Consider the following 18805-nt stretch of genomic DNA (forward strand, 5'->3'; position numbering starts at 1 on the left):
CGTTCGTACCTCCGACGGGATTCGAGCGAACCTCAGACCCGCGATGCGACGGTAGCCACGTCGAACCGAACCCGCAGGGCCGGGCCCGCACCTTCTCCCGGCCCGCTGAGCCGCGCTGAGCCGGGTGAGCCGCCGTGAGCCGCGGAGGTCCGGTGCCAGGCGAACCCGCGACGTCCCAGTCCCAGCGAAGGGAGCGGACCAGGAATGTGCCAGAGCGAACCCGCGGGGGTCCCCCGTTTCCCCAGGAGGTGCGTGCCGCCGACAGGCCCCCCGCCGGAGCACGAGCGGTTCCCCGGACCGCGGCTCGCGGCCGTGGCCGGTGACCTGCGCGTCAAGAGCGACCCGCGCATCAGGAAGGCCGGCCCGGCGGCGTCCGGCCTCGACTCCCCGCCGGTGACCTGGTGAGCGCCGACCGCCCGCAGAGCGGGCTCGTGTCGGTGCGCTTCTCCGCGGGCGTGGCGGACGGCTGCGTCGACGACGACGCCTTCCTGGCGATCATGAGCGCGTTCCCCAGCGGGGTCACCGCGGTGTCGACGCTCGACGAGCACGACCAGCCCGTCGGCCTCACCTGCAGCGCCGCGTGCAGCGTCTCCAAGTCGCCTCCGCTGCTGCTGGTCTGCATCCACAACGCCAGCAGGGTGCTGCGCTCGATCCTGGACCGCGAACTCTTCCTGGTGAACTTCCTGCGCGACCACAGGGAGCACATCTCCTCGCTGTTCGCCTCCGGCGCGGACGACCGGTTCACCGAGATCGTGTGGCGGCCCAGCAGGGGCGCGGGGCTGCCGTGGATGCCGCTCGACACCATCGCCTACGCCGAGTGCCGCGTGGTCCACGCGCTGAGGGCGGGCGACCACACCATCGTCATCGGCGCGATCGTCGACGGCGGCCACATGGGCGACGAACTGGGCCCGCTCATGTACTGGCGGCGCAGGTACGGCCGCTGGCCGATCGAAGACGACCCCGTCGTGGCCGCGACGACGTTGGCCGCCGAAGGCTGACCCGGCCCTCCCCAGCGGAAAAGCGAAGAAAGGACGAAAATCTTCATGGAAGAGCGCAAGGACCCCTACGACGTCATCATCATCGGCACCGGCCTGTCCGGGACGATGCTGGGCTCGATCCTCGCCAAGCAGGGCGCCAGCGTCCTCATGCTGGACGGCACGCAGCACCCGCGCTTCGCGGTCGGCGAGTCGACCATCGGCCAGACGCTGTTCCTGCTCAAGCTGGTGGCCCAGCGGTACGGCGTGCCCGAGATCGGGCACCTGGGCAGCTTCGTGGACGTCCTGAAGCACGTCGGCGGCTCGCACGGCCAGAAGAGCAACTTCGGCTTCATGATCCACCGGGACGGCGAGGAGCCCGACCCCCGGCACACGAACCAGTTCCGGCTGCTGGACGTGACGGGCAGCGCCGCCCACTTCTTCCGCCAGGACACCGACGCGTACATGTTCCACACGGCCATCTCCTACGGCTGCGAGGCGCGCCAGAACTACCGCGTGGAGAAGATCGACCTCGGGGACGACGGCGTGGCGGTCGTCGGCGCGGACGGCAGCACGTACCACGGCCGGTACCTGGTGGACGCCAGCGGCTTCCGCTCGCCCCTGGCCCGTCAGCTCGGCCTGCGCGAGGAGCCGAGCCGGCTCAAGCACCACGCGAGGTCGATCTTCACGCACATGGTCAATGTGGATCCGGCCGACGCCCACCTCAGGCACGCCGCCGAGGACCGGCCGCCGGTCGAGTGGAACGAGGGCACGCTGCACCACATCTTCGAGCGCGGCTGGATGTGGATCATCCCGTTCAACAACCACGCGGGCGCGACGAACCCGCTGTGCAGCGTGGGCATCCAGCTCGACGAGCGCCGCTACCCGCTCCGCAAGGACCTGACCCCCGAGCAGGAGTTCCAGCTCCACGTGGACCGGTTCCCCGCGGTGAAGCGGCAGCTCGCCAACGCCCGCAGCGTGCGCGAGTGGATCCGTACCGACCGCATGCAGTACTCCTCCACGCGCACCGTCGGGCACCGCTGGTGCCTGATGTCGCACGCGGCCGGTTTCATCGACCCGCTGTTCTCCCGCGGGCTGTCCAACACCTGCGAGATCATCAACGCGCTGTCGTGGCGGCTCATCGAGGCGCTGCGCGACGACGACTTCTCGCACGAGCGGTTCGCCCCGGTGGAGGAGCTGGAGCAGGGCCTGCTCGACTACAACGACAAGCTGGTCAACTGCTCCTTCATCAGCTTCTCCAACTACGACCTGTGGAACGCCGTCTTCCGCATCTGGGTCTGCGCCAGCGCCGTCGGCGGCAAGCGGTTCGTCAACGCGCTCGCCCTCACCAGGAAGACGGGCGACGACACGTACTGCCGCATCCTGGACGACTCGCCGTTCCCCGGGCTGTGGTGGCCCGACCCCGTGTACGCCGAGCTGTTCGACGAGGTCAACCGCACCTGCGAGGCCGTGGACGAGGGGCGGATGGACGCGCAGGAGGCGGCAGGCATCCTCCTGGAGAGGATCCGCACGGCGGACTGGATGCTCCCGCAGCTCGGCCTGCAAGACCCCTCCCAGCGGTTCATCAGCCCGACCGCGAGCCTGATGTCCGAGGTCGCCGAATGGGCGCGCAAGCATCCCCGGCCGGAGATCAGGGAGCTGCTCTCCTCCTCGCCGGACGAGGTCCAGGCGACGCTGAGGGGACGGGCGATATGAACGCGAACGGGACTCCCGGCGTGGCGCTGGTCACCGGCGGGACCAGCGGGATCGGGCTCGCGGTCACCAAGCGCCTGGCCGGGCGGGGACTGCGCGTGTTCATCTGCGCCCGTACGGCGGAGAACGTGGCCGCCACCGTGAAGGACCTGCGCGACCAGGGACTGGACGTGCACGGCGCGGAGGGCGACGTCCGCTCGCGCGAGTCGGTCGGCCGCGTCGTCCAGGCGGCGGTCGAGCGGTTCGGCCCGCTCACCGTCCTGGTGAACAACGCGGGCAGGAGCGGCGGCGGCATCACCGCGAAGATCGCCGACGAGCTCTGGTACGACGTGATCGACAGCAACCTCAACAGCGTCTTCCTGGTCACCCGCGAGGCGCTGACCACGGGCGGCCTGGATCGGGCCGGGAACGCGGGGCGCATCATCAACGTCGCCTCGACCGGCGGCAAGCAGGGCGTGCCGCTGGGGGCGCCGTACTCCGCCTCCAAGGCCGGGGTGATCGGTTTCACCAAGGCCCTGGCCAAGGAACTCGCCGCGAGCGGCGTCACGGTCAACGCCGTCTGTCCCGGTTACGTGGAGACGCCGATGGCCGTACGGGTCAGGCAGGCGTACGCGAACACCTGGGACACCACGGAGGACGCCGTGCTGTCCCAGTTCAACGACAAGATCCCGCTTGGCCGCTACTCGACTCCTGAAGAGGTCGCCGGCCTGGTGGACTATCTGGCCACCGACACCGCCGCCTCGATCACCGCGCAGGCGCTCAACGTCTGCGGCGGGCTCGGCATCTACTGACCTACGGACCGGAGGGATGGGCCGACCAGTGACAGGACCCGGACGCCACCACACCACACACCGGATCGACATCGCGGCGCCCGCCGACGTCGTCTATGGCCTCATCGCCGACGCCGCCGCGTGGCCGCTGCGCTTCACGCCCTCGATCCACGTCGAGCGGCTTCCGCTCGGCGGCGCCGCGGAGCGCCTGCGGATCTGGGCTCTCGCCAACGGCGAGGTCACGAACTGGACCTCGCACCGCGAGCTGGACGCCCGGCGGCGCAGGATCACCTTCCGCCAGGAGCGGTCCTCGCCGCCGGTCGCCTCCATGGGCGGCGAGTGGATCGTCGAGCAGGACGGGAGCGGCACCCGCCTGACGTTCGACCACGACTTCGACGTGGTGGACGACGACCCGGCCGGGCTGGCGTGGGTCAACCGCGCGGTCGACGGCAACAGCAAGGCCGAACTGGCCAACCTCAAGCAACTGGCCGAGGCCGGCGACAGGGAGGCGGCCGGCCTGGAGTTCTCCTTCGAGGACTCCGTGCTGGTCAAGGGCTCGGCGGACACCGTGTACGAGTTCCTCTACCGCGCCAAGCGCTGGCCCGACCGCCTTCCGCACGTACGGCACGCCGAGGTGGGCGAGGACGTCGAGAACATCCAGTCCCTGCGCATGGAGACCAGCGCCAAGGACGGCTCGGTGCACACCACCGAGTCGATCAGGATCTGCTTCCCCGACACGCGCAGGATCGTCTACAAGCAGACGGTCACGCCGCCGCTGATGGCGGCGCACACCGGCGAGTGGACCGTGCACGAGCCCGCAGGTGAAAGCGGCGGTGGCGTGCTGGTCACCTCCCGGCACACGGTCCTGGTCAACGAGGCCAACATCGGCCGGGTGCTCGGCGAGGGCGCGACCGCCGAGAAGGCCAGGAAGGTCATCCGCGACGCGCTCGGCGGCAACAGCATGGCGACGTTGACGCTGGCCAAGGCGTTCGCCGAGGCCGATCATGCGTGACAGCGGGTTCGACGTCCTCGTCGTCGGGGCGGGACCCGTGGGGCTGACGGCGGCGCACGAGCTCGCGCGCAGGGGTGTACGCGTGCGGCTGGTGGACCGGGCCACCGGTCCCGCGACCTCCAGCCGCGCACTGGCCACCCACGCCCGCACGATGGAGATCTGCCACCAGATGGGCCTGCTGACCACGCTCATGCCGCGCGGGCGCAAGGTCGAGCACTTCAGCTTCCACCTGCGCGGCCGGCGCCTGATCAGCTTCGACGCCGACTACGCGGGCATGCCCACCCGGCACCCCTTCAGCCTGATGGTGGACCAGGTCGTCACCGAGGAGGTTCTCAGGAAGGGCGTGCACGACCTCGGCGTCGAGGTCGAGTGGGAGGTCGGGCTGGAGAGCTTCGAGCAGGGGGCCGACGGGGTGACCGCCTGGCTGCGCCGGGCGGACGGCTCCGTGGAGGAGTTGTGGGTGCCCTGGCTCGTCGGGGCCGACGGCGCGCGCAGCACCGTGCGCAAGCAGCTCGGCCTCCGCCTGCTCGGCGACTCGACGGAGACCTGGCTCAACGCGGACGTGCTGCTGGACGCGCCGCTCCCCGCAGACGGCAACCACCTGGTCCACACGGGCAAGGGGACCCTGCTGCTGGTCCCGTTCCCCGAGCAGGACAAGTGGCGCATCATCGACACGGCCGACATCGACCGGGCCGACGAACCCGAGTTCGTCCGCGCCCGGCTGGCGGCCAAGCTCGCGGTCGCCCTCGGCAAGCCCGTACAGGTGTCGCAGCCGAGCTGGATCTCCGTCTTCACCGTGCAGCAGCGGATGATCGAGCACATGCGCGTCGGCCGCTGCTTCGTGGCGGGGGACGCGGCGCACGTGCACAGCCCCGCCTCGGGCCAGGGCATGAACACCGGCGTCCAGGACGCGTACAACCTGGCCTGGAAGCTCGCCGACGTCATCAAGGGGCACTGCGAGGAGGCGCTGCTCGACAGCTACGAGGCCGAGCGCGTGCCGATCGGCGCGACCCTGCTCCGCTCGACCAGGACGGCGACCGCCCTGGTCGCGCTGCGCAACGCGCTCGCGCCGGTCCTGCTCCCGGTGGGCCTCGGTCTCGTCAGGACGATCCACCCGCTCAAGCGCCGGCTCCAGCGCAAGATGATCCGCGGTTTCTGCGGCCTGGCGCTCCACTACACGGCCAGCCCGCTGACCGTGCCCGCCGGAGACGGAGACGACGGGATCGCGCCAGGTCACCGGGTCGGCTGCGACGCGGGGACCGAGCGGGTCAGCGCGGGCTGGCGGGAGCTGTACGAGGAGCTGACCGACACCCGCTGGAAGCTGCTCGCCGCCCCGGCCGATGCCGTCCAGAGCGAAACCGTGGAGTCGGCCGCACGCGCGTACGGCTCCGCCGTCTCCACCAGGGCGGTGACCGACGCGAGCGCGCCGGAAGCCACCGCGGCAGGCGAGGCCAGGGCCGGGAACGCGGTCCCGCTCGCCGACCCCGGTGGCCACCTGCGGGCCGGGCTCGGCCTGCGTCCCGGGCGGTTCGTCCTGATCCGGCCGGACGGCTACCTCGTCGCGAAGGGCGAACTGGCCGACCTGCCGCGGACCCTGGACCGGGTCCACCTCGTCGAGCAACAGTGAGCACGGAGGAGTTCGCGGATCATGCGCATCATCGACCTGTCGTCGCCCATCGACGCCTCCGGCTGGGAGCCGAACACCGTCACGCACGAGATCATGTCGGCCGTCGAGGGCGCGCGGCACATGGCCGACAGGATGCGGCAGAACTGGGGGGTCGACGTCGATCCCTCCGTCCTGCCCGGCGGTGAGCTGCTGACCCTGGACACGCTGACCCTCACCAGCCACACCGGCACCCACGTCGACGCGCCCTCGCACTACGGCACGGCGACGTACGGGCAGGCGCGGCACATCGACGAGATGCCGCTCGACTGGTTCCTGCGGCCGGCGATGGTCGTGGACCTGACCCGCGTGCCCGTCGGCACCGTGGGGGCCGACGAGCTGCGGGCGGAGTTCGACAGGATCGGGCACACGCCCGAGCCCATGGACATCGTGCTCCTGCACACGGGCGCGGACCGGCTGGTGGGTACACCGAAGTACTTCACCGACTTCGTCGGCCTCGACGGGCCCGCCACGAACCTGCTGCTCGACCTGGGCGTACGCGTGATCGGCACCGACGCCTTCAGCCTCGACGCCCCCTTTGAACACATGATCAAAAAATACGACGACACGGGCGACCAGGCCGCGCTGTGGCCCGCCCATATCGCGGGGCGCGCCCGCGAGTACTGCCAGATCGAACGCCTCGCCAACCTGGGCGCGCTGCCGCGCCCGACCGGCTTCACGGTCGCCTGCTTCCCCGTCAAGATCGCGGGCGCGGGCGCGGGCTGGGCCCGCGCCGTCGCCTTCCTCGACGACCCCGGCGACGCGGGCTGAACGCCGGCCACGCGGGAGAACGACGAAGAGAACGAGAAACGAAGGGGCGCCGCCCGCGAGGTCACGGGCGGCACTCCTCCGTTTCCCGGACAGGCACGCTGACGGACCCGCTGGTGCCCCAGGAACCGAACCGGGCGCCTGGGGCCCACGGAGAGGAGACGATGTGTCCGAAGAGGTGATGGCGGCAGGCCGGCGCACCTTCGTCAGGGAGAGGCCGGTCGGCGCCGCCGCGCTGGGCGGGGCCGGCGACGAAGCGGGCAACGGGTGAAGGAGCGCGGCTCATGACCACGCAACACCTGGGTACGACGACGGCCACGGTTCTGGACACCACGGCGGAACCGGGCGGCGGGCTCGCCCGCTTCCTGCTCGCCGTGGCCGTGATCCTGGCGGTCTGCCACCTGTGCGGCGCCCTGATGCGCCGGTGGGGACAGCCGGCCGTCCTCGGGGAGATCATGGGCGGGCTGCTGCTCGGACCGTCGGCGCTCGGCCTGGTCTGGCCGGAGGTGGGGCAGTGGCTGTTCACCGAGACGGTCAAGTCCAACCTCGACGTCGCGGCGCAACTCGGCCTGATCGTGTTCATGCTGATGCTGGGCTGCGAGCTGCGCACCGGCATGATCGGGAACGGCCGGATGGTCGGCGCGGCCGTGCTGGGCGGCATGGGCCTGCCGTTCCTGGCGGGCGCGGGACTCGGGCTGGTGGCCCTGCCGATGCTGATTGGGCGTGGCGCCGGCCAGGCCGAGTTCGTCGCGTTCTTCGGGCTGGCCATCGCCATCACCGCCCTGCCCGTACTGGCCAGGATCCTGGTGGATCTCGGGCTCGACAGGACGCCGATCGGCGCGCTGGCGCTGTCGGCGGCCGCGCTCGGCGACGGCATCGCCTGGCTCGCGCTCACCCTGATCCTCGCGGGGACGGGCACGGTGGCCATGACGGGGGTGTTCGCGCTCGCGCTGGTCGCGGCGGCGATCCTGCTGGTACGCCCCGTGCTCACCGTCCTGTCCCAGCGGATCGGCTCCGACCATGTGCTCCTCGTGGTGCCGGTGGTCGGCGCGATCACCTTCTCCGCCTGCACCCAGATGATCAACCTGCATCCGGTGATCGGCGCGTTCCTGTTCGGCGTGGTCGTGCCGCGCGACTCGCCGATGGTCGAACGCGTCACCAGGCAGCTCCACACGTTCACGATCGCGGTGCTGCTCCCGCTGTTCTTCGCGGGAGTCGGCCTGAACACCTCGGTCGGCCTGCTCGGCGCGTCCCCGGTGAGCTGGCTGCTGTTCGCCGGAGTGCTGGCGGTGGCGGTCGTGACGAAGATCGTCGGCACGGGAGGCGCCGCGCGCCTGGCCGGACTGCCCGGCCGCCAGGCGCTCTCGCTCGGCATCCTGATGAACTGCCGCGGCGTGACCGAACTCGTGGTGGCCTCCATCGGCCTGCGGGCCGGCCTGATCAACGGCCTCGGCTTCACCATCCTCGTCCTGGTCGCCGTGGTCACCACCGCCGCCACCGGCCCACTGATGCGCCGCCGCGTACGGGACGAGACCCACCACGCCGACCGGGAAGCCCGGCCCGACGGCATCGCAGAACGCGACCTCGAACAGGCCGATCTCACCGGACGGACGGAGGGCGGCCGCCCTTGACGGATGCCGTGGCGCACCGAGCATGCCCGAACCCGCCGCAGGTCAGGGAGGGTGTTGCAGAGTAGGGCGGGTGGGACTTGAACCCACGACCCACGGATTATGAGTCCGATGCTCTGACCAGCTGAGCTACCGCCCCCCGAAGGCGCGGAATGACCTGCGGCTTCGGCAAACCTGTGTGAACGTACCATGCGAGCACACCTGGTGCACAGCACAGGATTCACCGATTCGGGTGCGGTTGCAAGCCGGGGGGCGGGTCAGCAGGGGTGGGTGTCCGCGGCGGCGCGGAGGGCGGCGGCGAGGCGGGCGCGGGCCTGGGGGATGCGCGGGCGGGGGCGGTGCGGGATGGCCGGGCGGCTGCTGCTCGCCGCCGAGCCCGCGCCGCCCGGCCGTACGATCGGCCCGCACGAGCTCATCGTCCGGCGCTCGACCGCGCCGCCACCCGGCGAGCAGGCACGCGCGTGGCGCGGGCGGCGGGCGGGCACAACAGCCCTCGGTCACGCCCCATCGCCTACCGCTGAGGAGCGCCAACCGTGCCCGGATCCACAGATTCCTTCCGCGCCGCCCGCGACGCACTGCTCCGGTTCCCGTACGACCGTGCGGCCGCCGCCAGGGAGTTCCGCTGGCCGGAGTTCGGCCCACTCTTCAACTGGGCCACCGACTGGTTCGACGAGATCGCCCGGGGCAATCCCGCCACCGCGCTGTGGATCGTGGCGGAGGACGGCACCGAGACCAGGCTGTCCTTCGAGGAACTGGCCCGGCGTTCTGACCAGGTGGCGACCTGGCTTTCGGACGCCGGAGTACGGCAGGGCGATCCGGTCATCGTCATGCTGGGCAACCAGGTCGAGCTGTGGGAGACCACGCTGGCCGTGATGAAGCTCGGCGGGATCATCATGCCGACCACCACCGCCGCGGGCCCCGCCGACCTGGCCGACCGGGTGGCCCGCGGCGGCGCGCGCTTCGTGATCGCCAGGGCGGCCGACACGGCCACGTTCGAGCGGGTGCCGGGGGAGTACACCCGGATCCTCACCGGGGAGAAGGACGTGCCGGGGTGGCTGCCCTACCGCGAGGCGTACACCGTGAGCCCGCGCCGCTTCACCGCCAGGACCGCGCCCGGCGACCCGCTGCTGTACTACTTCACCTCCGGGACCACCTCACGCCCCAAGCTGGTCGTGCACACCCAGGTGTCCTATCCGGTCGGGCACCTGACGACGATGTACTGGCTCGGCGTACGCCCCGGCGACGTCCACCTGAACATCAGCTCGCCCGGCTGGGCCAAGCACGCCTACAGTTGCCTGTTCGGCCCGTGGAACGCCGGGGCCACCGTCTTCGTCGTCAACTACGCGAGGTTCGACGCCGCGGCGCTGCTCGACCGCATCCGCGCGGCGGGCGTGACGACGTTCTGCGCCCCGCCCACGGTGTGGCGGATGCTGGTGCAGGCCGACCTGTCCGGCGGGCCGGGCGCGCTGCGCGAGGCGACCGCCGCGGGGGAGCCGCTGAACGCCGAGGTCATCGCGCAGATCGAGCGGGCGTGGGGGCTGACCGTCCGCGACGGGTACGGCCAGACCGAGACCACGCTGCTGGCCGGCAACACACCGGGCGTGCCGGTCCGGCCCGGCTCGATGGGCCTGCCGCTGCCCGGCGTCGGCGTCGAGCTGATCGATCCGGTCACCGGGCTGCCGGGCGACGAGGGCGAGGTGTGCCTGGACCTCGCCGCCGGGCCGCCCAACCTGATGGCCGCCTACCTCGCCGACGAGGGCCCGGTCACGCCGGGCGCGTCCGACGGCCGGTACCACACCGGCGACATCGCTGTCCGCGACGCCGACGGCTACATCACCTTCCTGGGCCGGGCCGATGACATGTTCAAGGCGTCGGACTACCGGATCAGCCCGTTCGAGCTGGAGAGCGCGCTGATCGAGCATCCCGCGGTCGCTGAGGCCGCCGTGGTGCCCGCGCCCGACGCGATCCGGCTGGCCGTCCCCAAGGCGTACGTCACGCTGGCCCCCGGCTGGGAGCCCGGCAGGGACACCGCGCTGGCGATCCTCCGGCACGCCCGCGAACGCCTCGCGCCCTACCAGCGGATCCGCCGCCTGGAGTTCGCCGAGCTGCCCAAGACGACCTCGGGCAAGATCCGCCGCGTCGAGCTGCGAGCCAGGGAGCAGCAGGCCGCCGCCGCGCCGGGGGCGCGGGAGTGGCGCGACGAGGAGTTCCCCGAGCTGCGCGCGGGCGGCTGACGGCCGCTCGGTCCAGGTCGTGCGGGCCGGTGATTGCGTCAAAAGTCGGTCTATTAGGTGAATTCGCTATAGAAAGGCGTGTAGCGATATCGAAGCCTGGCTACCTTCCCTCTTACCACGAAGGTGTACAGAGGGGTCATCATGGGCTACACGCTGTTGCGCGGCGAGTTCGTGATCCGCTACCCGGATCGTCCGCGCCAGGGACCTGAGCCCGACGGCGACACGGTCAAGTTCCGTCCCGACACGCCGGCGCTGGTGGAGGGACTGCCCCGGCCGTCGGGCGCCCCTCCGCAGCTCAGCGCCCGCGGGATCTCGGTACGGCTGGAGGCCGTGGACGCGCTGGAGACCCACTTCGGCGACACCCACCAGGAGCTCGCCGGCGCCAACGCCGCCCGCGACGAACTGCTCCGCCTTCTCGGCTTCACCAATGTCGTCTTCTGGCCCGACCTGCCGAACAAGGTCAAATCCGCCGATCAGGACACCATGCGCGGCCATGTGCTGACCAACGGCGTGGACGCCAACGGCCGCCTGATCGCGTTCGTCTATCCCGGCGACCCCACCGGCCCGGACGGATCGGCCGTCTTCATGGACGAGGCGCTGACCGACAGGTCCGTCAACGCGGCACTGCTCGCCGCCGGCCACGTCTACCCGGCCTTCTACGCGACCCTCCCGGTCGCCCTGCGCACCCACCTGGCCGCCGTGTCGCGTGCGGCCAGGGCCGCGGCGTCCCCCACCGGCCTGTGGCCGAGGTCCACCGCCGACCCGGACGGCTTCGGCGAGGTCGCGGACCTCGCCGGGCTGGAAGAACTGGTCGTCTGGCCCAAGCTGTTCCGCCGGATCGTCCCCTACCTCGCGGCCGGGTTCACCGGCTTCGACGGGTTCGACGCCTGGCTGCGGGCCGACCCGGTGCACCGCGACGACGAGTTGTTCCTGCTGGACCGGCTGGAGCGCGGCCACATGCACGACGTCGTGCGCGGCGACGGCGACCGGATCCGGCTGACCGTGTGGCCGGAGGACTTCGTGATCAGCCCGGACCCGGCGCTGCCCGGGGCGCCCACCGTCCCGAGGCCCGCCGCCGCCGCGGACGTGCTGATCGTGGCGGTGCTGCCCGACCCGGCCGGAGCCGACCGCGGCAGGGAACTGATCACCCTGGTCAACACCACCGCGGCCGAGATCGACCTGACCGGGTGGCGGCTGGCCGACGGGGCCGACGGGGCGCGCGGCGGCCGGCCGCTCAGCGGCGTGCTCGGCGGCGGGGCGGTCGTGCAGATCGCGCTGGGCGCGGCCCACCTCGGCAACAAGGGCGACGCGCTCATCCTCGCCGACGGCACGGGGGCCGTGGTGGACCAGGTCGCCTTCAAGGCCGAGGCGGTCAAGACCGGCCGTACGATCTGCTTCGGCCGCGGTTGATCACCCCGATCTTCCGGAGAGAAGGCCGCGCAGGCGTTCCAGGAGCCGGCCGCGGCGCAGTTCCACGACCATGACGACCAGCAGGATCAGGCCCTGCGCGATCTGGTAGAGGAACGGGCTGAGCCGCATGATGTTGAACCCGCTGGCCAGCACCTGCAGCGCGATGGCGGCGAGCACGACCCCCGCCACCGAGCCGCGCCCGCCGAACGGGTCGGTGCCGCCGAGCACCGCGATCACGATGGCGAGCAGCACGTACGAGCCGCCGTAGTCGGGGCTGGCGCTGGTGGACTTGGCCGCGATCACGATCCCGGCGATCCCGGCGAGCAGCCCGCTGATCAGGTAGGTCCGCATCAGCACGCCGCGCTCGTCCACGCCGGAGTAGCGGGCGGCGACCGGGTTCGCGCCCACCAGGACGATCCTGGTGCCGAGCCCGGTACGCGAGACGATGTGCCAGATCAGCAGCGCCGCCCCGATGAAGATCAGGAACACGACCGGCACGTACGCGATCGTCGCGTCGCCGAGCCACAGGAACGTGTCCGGAAAGCCGTACTGCGCCTTGCCGTCGGTCCACAGGATCGCGATGCCGTTGAAGATCTGCATGGTGGCCAGCGTGGCCAGGATGGGGGAGACCCGCACCCGGGAGACCAGCAGGCCGTTCACCGCGCCGCAGGCCATCCCGACCAGCAGCGCCGCCGCGCAGAACGCCACCACCAGCAGCGGGCTGGTCGCGGTCTCGCCGCCGGCCGCGATGTAGAGACCGGCGGTGGTGAGCGCGGCGAGGTTGGCCGTGGCCACCACGGACAGGTCGATGCCGCCGGTGATCATGGTGAGCGCCATCGCCAGCGCGAGCAGCCCGATCTCCGGCACGGAGTAGGCGATCGACTGGAAGTTCAGCGCCGTCGGGAACACCGTGGGCGCGAGCGCCGAGAACACCACGACGAGCAGCAGCGTCAGCGCCACCAGCCGCGATACGTGCGCGTTGCGCAGGGCGGCCCCCGCCACGGTCTGCATGCCCGTCATGACCGCGCCTCCGCGAGGATCGGGGTGGATTTGCGTCTGCCCTGGCCGAGGGCCTGCAGGCCGACGCCCAGAAGGACGAGCAGGCCGACCGCGAGGCGCTGCCAGGCACTCGGCACGCCGAGCAGGACGAGGGAGTTGTTAATCAGCGCGATGAGCGTGACGCCGAGCACGGTCCCGAGGACCGAGCCACGCCCGCCGAAGATCGACGCGCCGCCGATCACGACCGCCGCGATCACGTCCAGCTCGCTGCCGACCAGGTCATAGGGGTTGGCCTGGCGGCTCAGCGTGACGTGCATGAGCCCGCCGAACCCCGCCAGCGCCCCGGCGAACAGGTAGACGAACGTCTGGACGCGCCCGACCCTGATGCCCACCCTGCGGGCGGACTCCACGTCGCCGCCGATCGCGTAGATCGACCGGCCCAGCATGGTGCTCCGCAGCAGCAGCGCGACCAGGACGCACAGCAGCGCCACCGGCAGCGCGAGGAGGGTCATCCGGGCGGTGCCGCCCCCCGTGGTGATGGCGAACAGGTCCGAGCGGGCCAGCGTCTCCAGCCCGGTGGGCAGGTTGGAGAGGTACTGGGAGCCGATGAACGCGATCAGTGCCCCCCGCACGATGCCCTGCGTACCCAGGGTGACGATCAGTGTCGGCAGCCGGAATCCGGCGACCATGGCCGCGTTGAGGGAGCCGAGGACGGCCCCGGTCAGGGCGGCGAGCGCGAACGGCCAGAAGGTCCCGTCCGCGCCGAGGTCGTTCATGAGGACGATGACGCCGTAGCCGCTGAAGATCGCGATGGCGGTGAACGAGACGTCGATGCCGCCCGAGACGATGACCACCAGCATGCCGAGCGCGAAGGTGAGGTCGACCAGCAGTGACCTGACCACGTTGGCGAAGGTCGCCGGGCCCAGGAATCCGGGTTCGACCACCCCCATCACCAGCACGAGGAGAATGATCAGGCCGGCCAGCAGCCCCTCGTTGTTCTCCCCGCGCAGCCGGGAAAGTCGCATGGCGTTCACCCGGTGAGCCCGTCCGTGACGGCCTGGACGCTCATCCGGGCCGAGGCGATCTCATCGACCACCCGCCCCCGCCGTACGACCAGGACCCGATGGCAGACGCTGACCAGTTCGGGCACGTCGTCGGAGATGACGAGCACCCCCATCCCGGCGCGGGCGCGGTCGCGCAGCACCTGGAGGATCCCTTCCTTGGAGCCGATGTCCACCCCGACGGTGGGGCTGTTCAGCACCAGTACGCGCGGCGAGCGGGCCAGCCACTTGCCGAGCACCACGCGCTGCTGGTTGCCGCCGGACAGGGTCCGCACCGGCGCGGCCACATCGGACGTCTTGATCCGCAGCGACTCGACCGCGGTGGTGACCGTGCGCTGGACGGCCTTGTCGCGCAGCCGCCCGGTCCGCGAGATGAGCCGGTCGATGCTGCCCGCGATGAGGTTGCGGCGGATCGACTGGCCGAGGAACACGCCCTGGGTCAGCCGGTCGCCGGGCACGTACGCGATCCCGGCGCGGATGGCGTCGTGGACCGAGCGCACCCGGACCGGCTCGCCGTCCACCAGGATCTCGCCGGTGTCGGCGGGCCGCATGCCGAAGATCGCCTCGGCGATCTCGGTACGGCCGGAACCGAGCAGCCCGGTCAGCCCGACCACCTCCCCGGCCCGCACCGAGAAGGACACGTCGGCGAACTCGTGCCTGCGGCCGAGCCCGCGGGTCGCAAGCACCGGGCGGGTGTCGGGGGGCAGTTCGGTGACGTCGCGGTCCTCGGTGACGTCCTGGCCGGTCATCACCCTGACCAGGGTGGGCCGGTCCAGGTCCTTGACCTCGCCCGCGTGCACGACCTCGCCGTTGCGCAGCACGGTCACCCGGTCGGAGATCCGGAAGACCTCCTCCAGCTTGTGGCTGACGAACACCACGGCCAGGCCCTCGGCGCGCAGCGTGTCCACCAGGGCCAGCAGCGCGTCCACCTCGCGCCAGGTGAGGGCGGTGGTGGGTTCGTCCATGAACAGGACCTTGGCGTCGTGCGCGAAGGCCCGGCAGATGGCCGCGAGCTGGCGCTGGGCGACCGGCAGGTTCGAAGCCCGCTCGGTGAGGTCCAGGGAGACGCCCAGCCGTTCGGTGGTGGCCTTGGCCAGGGCCATCGCGTCGCGGCGGGAGACCAGCCGCCGCCGGGACGCCACCCGGGCGACCATCGCGATGTTCTCGGCGACCGACAGGTTGGGGAACAGCGACAGGTCCTGGTGGATCACCTGGATCCCCAGCTCGACGGCCCGGGTGGGGGTGAGCCTGCCGACGTCGTGGCCGTCCAGCGTGATGGTCCCCGCGTCGGGCTGCTCCACGCCGCTCACTATCTTGATCAGGGTGGACTTGCCCGAGCCGTTCTCCCCGGCGAGGCAGTGCACCTCCCCGCGGCGGATGTCCACATCCGCTTCGCGCAGTGCCGTCACGCCCCCGTACGTCTTCCTGACGCCGCGGGCGCGCAGCACGATCGCCGTTTCCGGCATCCGCGCTCCTTCCGGCGGGGCTGGGGCCGCACGCCGGTCCCAGCCCCGGGATGGTCTAGAACTTGTATTCGGCGGCGTTGGACTTATCCACGTCGATCCAGGCGTTGCCGTGGAAGGTCGTGGGGTTGCCGGGGAACCGCTTCAGCGACTCGTAGCCGGGCAGCCCGAGGTTCGTGCCCTCCTCGACCTGCTTGCCCTCGGCCAGCAGTTGGGCGATCTTCAGCATGGCCTTGCCCGCGACCGCGGGGTCCCAGAAGAAGATCTTGTCGATCGAGCCGTCGGCGAAGTACTTCTCCGAGACCGACGGGATCGAGGTGCCCATCACGCACACCTTGTCCTGCAGGCCCGCCTCCTGGACGGCCCGGCCGATGCCGGCGACGTCGGTCGCGGCGCTGCCGATGATGCCCTTGATGTCCGGGTTGCGGGTGAGCAGTTCCTTGGTCCGGTCGTAGGCGACGCCGGTGTTCTCCTGCGACTCGATCGGGTCGGCGACCCGCGTGACGTTCTTGAACTTCTCCTGCGCCCGCGCCTGCGCGCCGGCCGCCCACTCCATGTGGGTCTTGGCGGTGAGGTGGCCGACGAAGTTGGCGTACTTGCCGGACTCGCCCATGCACTTGGCCAGCTCGTCCATCATGTGCGCGCCGTAGGCGGTGTTGTCGAACGCCTCGATGTCGGCGTCGGTGTTCTTCTGGTCGCTGGCCTCGTGGGTGACGACCTTGATGCCCGCGTCGCGGGCCCGCTTGAGCACGCCCTCCAGCGACTCCGGCGAGTTGGGGACGACCGCGATGGCGGTCGGCCGCTGCGGGATCAGGTCCTGGATGATCTTGACCTGCTTCTCCGGGCCGGCATCGTCGGCACCGGTCTGGGTGGCGTCGATGCCGGTCTCGGTGGCGAACTCCTTGACGCCGGTCTCCATCCGGTTGAACCAGCCGACGCCGGTCAGCTTCACGACGGTGACGAAACGCAGGTCGGCGGGGGCGCCGCTGTTCCCGCCGCTGTTCCCGCCATCTGGGCGGAGGTCCGCGCTGGAACCACAGGCGGCGAGGGCACTGGCGGACGCGACGGCCACCAGGAGCGTTGAGAACTTGCGCATTGAGGGCTCCTGTCCCGGGGTTGATTCAGGCGTCGCCCCTGCGCGACGGCTCCCAGTGGCCGGACTCGGCGGCCGCGGAGAGGAGGCGCTTGACCCGCTCGGGGTCCACCTCGTTCCACGTGACGCCGTCGCGCTTGAGGGCGGTGCCGACGATGCAGGCGTCCGCGATCGCCAGCATCTGCCCCACGGTCTTGGGGTTGACGCCGGTGTTGGCGATGACGGGTACCTCTCCGACCGCCTCCTTGGCGGCTCGGAGCTGCGCGACGTCCACGCCGGTGCCGGTCACGACACCGGACACGCACACCGCGTCGGCGAGCGAGCTGAACACGGCCGACCGCGCGGTGAGCGCGATGTCGCGGGGCGCGATCGGCGCCGCGAACTCGGCGGTGACGTTGTAGAACATCTTCACGCCGTCCGCGCCGATCCGGTCGCGGAAGGAAAGGGTCTCGGCCGGGTCGGTGTTCCACACCCCGAAGTCGCCCGCGTAGGCCCCCGTGAACACTTCACGGACGAAAACCGCGCCGGTGGCGTGGGCGAGCGCGAGCGCGGCCTTGGGGTCCCAGAGCACGTCCACGCCGAAGGGGATCGGCAGGTCGCGGCTCAGCTCGGCCACGGCCGCGCCCATCACCGCCGTGGTCTCCGGCCCGGCCACCGTGCGGTAGGGGCGGTCGCCCTCGTTGCAGAACATGACCGCGTCCACGCCGCTGTCCGCCAGGTGCTCAAGGTCGCGGCGGACGGCGTCGACCACGCCGCGCACCCCGGCCGACCTGTCGTGCAGCGGCTGGCCCGGCAGCGGCGGGAAGTGGGCCATCGCGATGATGGCCTTGCGCTTGCCGAACATCTCCTGGAAAAGGGTCATGCCATCCCTCCATTGCGAAGTTGCGCCGCGCCGCGCGACAGGTCGGTGTCGCGCAGGCGGGCGGTGAGTGCGACGAGCAGATCGGTGGTCGCGACCACGTCCGAGAGCTGCCCGGTTTCCGTGGGCGCGTGGGTGTAGCGCACCGGGATGCCGACGCCGACGGCGGCGATGCCCTCGGCGGTGGCCATCGGCACGAACGCCGCGTCGGTGATGATGCCGACCATGGCGTCGTGCTGGAGCGGGACGCGTCCGTCGCGTCCCGCGGCCTCGACGGCGCGGACCAGCCCCGGGTGCGGGATCAGCCCGCCCAGGGTGCCGCGCCCGTGGAAGGAGAGGCGGGAGAGCGTCGGGCCGCCGCCCAGCACGACCGAGCCGACCCCGCTGAGGTCGGGGGTGTCGGTGGCGGGGGCGACATCGACGTTCACCACCACGTCGGGGGCGAACCGGGACACCAGTGCCAGCGTGCCCCTGACGTGGAACTCCTCCTGCGTCGTGAACGCGACGTGGACGGGCTGCGGCGGCGGGTCGGCCAGCAGCCGGTCCACGTACGCCAGCAGCGCGGCCACGCCGACCCGGTCGTCCAGCGACTTGCCGGCGAACCGGCCGCCGGCCAGCTCGTCCCAGGTGGGCGCGTAGGTGATCGGGTCACCGACCCGCACGCCCAGGCGCGTCGCCTCCTCCCGGCTGTTCGCGCCGAGGTCGAGGTAGAGGTCGGTGGCCGGGCGGGCCACGTACTTCTCCTCCGGCGGGGTCAGGTGGTGGCTCTTCACACCGACGATCGCCGGGATGTCGCCGTCGCGGGTGTGCACGACCAGGCGCGCGGCCGGCAGCACCCGCTCCGGCATGCCGCCGAGCCGGTGTACGCGAAGCCAGCCGTCCGCCTCGATGCCCCGCACGACCAGCCCCAGCTCGTCGAGGTGGGCGCTGACCAGGATGCGCGGTCCGTCACCGGAGCCGCCCACGGTCACCGCCACCTGGCCGAGCCGGTCCACCACGGGGGTGAGCCCGCGAGCGGTGAGGTGGTCGGCCACCGCGGCGGTCAGCCGGTCCTCGTTCCCCGCGGGGGCGGGTGTCGCGGACAGCGACCTGATCAGCCCGGACAGATCGCCGAGCGGGTCCCAGGAGGTCAACCTGTGCCTTCCTTCCTGCGCGAAG

The 18805-nt window shown here is 71.5% G+C and carries 17 protein-coding genes and 1 tRNA gene; 10 read left to right on the forward strand and 8 right to left on the reverse strand.

The features are described 5' to 3' along the window. The first annotated feature begins 252 nt into the window (after nucleotides 1–252). The 8 genes from DP939_RS46090 (at nucleotide 253) to DP939_RS09740 (ending at nucleotide 8531) form a co-directional block, all read left to right on the forward strand. Complete coding sequence (locus tag DP939_RS46090) at nucleotides 253–405, forward strand: hypothetical protein (protein ID WP_158578527.1); 153 nt, start codon at nucleotides 253–255, stop codon at nucleotides 403–405. Next, complete coding sequence (locus DP939_RS09710) at nucleotides 402–998, forward strand: flavin reductase family protein (RefSeq protein WP_113980296.1); 597 nt, start codon at nucleotides 402–404, stop codon at nucleotides 996–998. The genes DP939_RS46090 and DP939_RS09710 overlap by 4 nt, the downstream gene beginning before the upstream one ends. A 45-nt stretch (nucleotides 999–1043) precedes the next feature. After that, the gene (locus DP939_RS09715) at nucleotides 1044–2690 is read left to right on the forward strand and encodes an NAD(P)/FAD-dependent oxidoreductase (RefSeq protein WP_113980297.1); all 1647 of its coding nucleotides are present in this window, start codon (nucleotides 1044–1046) and stop codon (nucleotides 2688–2690) included. Beyond that, the gene (locus DP939_RS09720; protein ID WP_113980298.1) at nucleotides 2687–3478 is read left to right on the forward strand and encodes an SDR family NAD(P)-dependent oxidoreductase; all 792 of its coding nucleotides are present in this window, start codon (nucleotides 2687–2689) and stop codon (nucleotides 3476–3478) included. The genes DP939_RS09715 and DP939_RS09720 overlap by 4 nt, the downstream gene beginning before the upstream one ends. Before the next feature lie 28 nt (nucleotides 3479–3506). Further along, complete coding sequence (locus tag DP939_RS09725) at nucleotides 3507–4469, forward strand: aromatase/cyclase (protein ID WP_225878133.1); 963 nt, start codon at nucleotides 3507–3509, stop codon at nucleotides 4467–4469. After that, nucleotides 4462–6096: an FAD-dependent oxidoreductase gene (locus tag DP939_RS09730; protein ID WP_113980300.1), complete on the forward strand. Its 1635-nt coding sequence runs from the start codon at nucleotides 4462–4464 to the stop codon at nucleotides 6094–6096. Before DP939_RS09725 ends, DP939_RS09730 begins: the two co-directional genes overlap by 8 nt. A 21-nt stretch (nucleotides 6097–6117) precedes the next feature. After that, entirely contained in the window at nucleotides 6118–6903 is a 786-nt protein-coding gene (locus tag DP939_RS09735) for a cyclase family protein (protein ID WP_113980301.1), read from the forward strand. Nucleotides 6904–7184: 281 nt separating this feature from the next. Next, on the forward strand, nucleotides 7185–8531 hold the full coding sequence (locus DP939_RS09740; protein ID WP_113980302.1) for a cation:proton antiporter: 1347 nt from the start codon (nucleotides 7185–7187) through the stop codon (nucleotides 8529–8531). A 62-nt stretch (nucleotides 8532–8593) separates the two neighbouring features. On the opposite strand, the gene DP939_RS09745 is transcribed toward DP939_RS09740, so the two are convergent. Further along, nucleotides 8594–8667: transfer RNA gene (locus tag DP939_RS09745), tRNA-Ile, on the reverse strand. Between the two features lie 118 nt (nucleotides 8668–8785). Next, a complete protein-coding gene (locus DP939_RS46095) occupies nucleotides 8786–8944 on the reverse strand; it encodes a hypothetical protein (RefSeq protein WP_158578528.1) in 159 nt (52 codons plus the stop codon). A gap of 117 nt (nucleotides 8945–9061) precedes the next feature. On the opposite strand from DP939_RS46095, the gene DP939_RS09755 reads away from it, so the two are divergent. Beyond that, nucleotides 9062–10762: an AMP-binding protein gene (locus tag DP939_RS09755; protein WP_113980304.1), complete on the forward strand. Its 1701-nt coding sequence runs from the start codon at nucleotides 9062–9064 to the stop codon at nucleotides 10760–10762. A gap of 141 nt (nucleotides 10763–10903) precedes the next feature. After that, nucleotides 10904–12172, forward strand: coding sequence for a lamin tail domain-containing protein (locus DP939_RS09760; RefSeq protein ID WP_113980305.1), 1269 nt, complete (start codon nucleotides 10904–10906; stop codon nucleotides 12170–12172). On the opposite strand, the gene DP939_RS09765 is transcribed toward DP939_RS09760, so the two are convergent. The 6 genes from DP939_RS09765 to DP939_RS09790 are packed head-to-tail and all read right to left on the reverse strand — an operon-like array spanning nucleotide 12173 to nucleotide 18780. Continuing rightward, nucleotides 12173–13192, reverse strand: a complete 1020-nt coding sequence (locus tag DP939_RS09765; RefSeq protein ID WP_113980306.1) for an ABC transporter permease — start codon at nucleotides 13190–13192, stop codon at nucleotides 12173–12175. Next, nucleotides 13189–14196 (reverse strand): ABC transporter permease, encoded by a 1008-nt coding sequence (locus DP939_RS09770; protein WP_113980706.1) that lies wholly within the window; start codon nucleotides 14194–14196, stop codon nucleotides 13189–13191. Before DP939_RS09770 ends, DP939_RS09765 begins: the two co-directional genes overlap by 4 nt. A 5-nt stretch (nucleotides 14197–14201) precedes the next feature. Then, complete coding sequence (locus DP939_RS09775; protein WP_113980307.1) at nucleotides 14202–15698, reverse strand: sugar ABC transporter ATP-binding protein; 1497 nt, start codon at nucleotides 15696–15698, stop codon at nucleotides 14202–14204. Between the two features lie 55 nt (nucleotides 15699–15753). Further along, a complete protein-coding gene (locus DP939_RS09780; protein ID WP_113980308.1) occupies nucleotides 15754–16791 on the reverse strand; it encodes an autoinducer 2 ABC transporter substrate-binding protein in 1038 nt (345 codons plus the stop codon). 25 nt (nucleotides 16792–16816) lie between these two features. Next, nucleotides 16817–17650, reverse strand: coding sequence for a BtpA/SgcQ family protein (locus DP939_RS09785; protein ID WP_113980309.1), 834 nt, complete (start codon nucleotides 17648–17650; stop codon nucleotides 16817–16819). After that, a complete protein-coding gene (locus DP939_RS09790) occupies nucleotides 17647–18780 on the reverse strand; it encodes a M42 family metallopeptidase (protein WP_113980310.1) in 1134 nt (377 codons plus the stop codon). The genes DP939_RS09785 and DP939_RS09790 overlap by 4 nt, the downstream gene beginning before the upstream one ends. Between the last annotated feature and the right edge of the window lie 25 nt (nucleotides 18781–18805).

It is taken from the genome of Spongiactinospora rosea (genome assembly GCF_003315795.1).
Taxonomy (GTDB): domain Bacteria; phylum Actinomycetota; class Actinomycetes; order Streptosporangiales; family Streptosporangiaceae; genus Spongiactinospora; species Spongiactinospora rosea.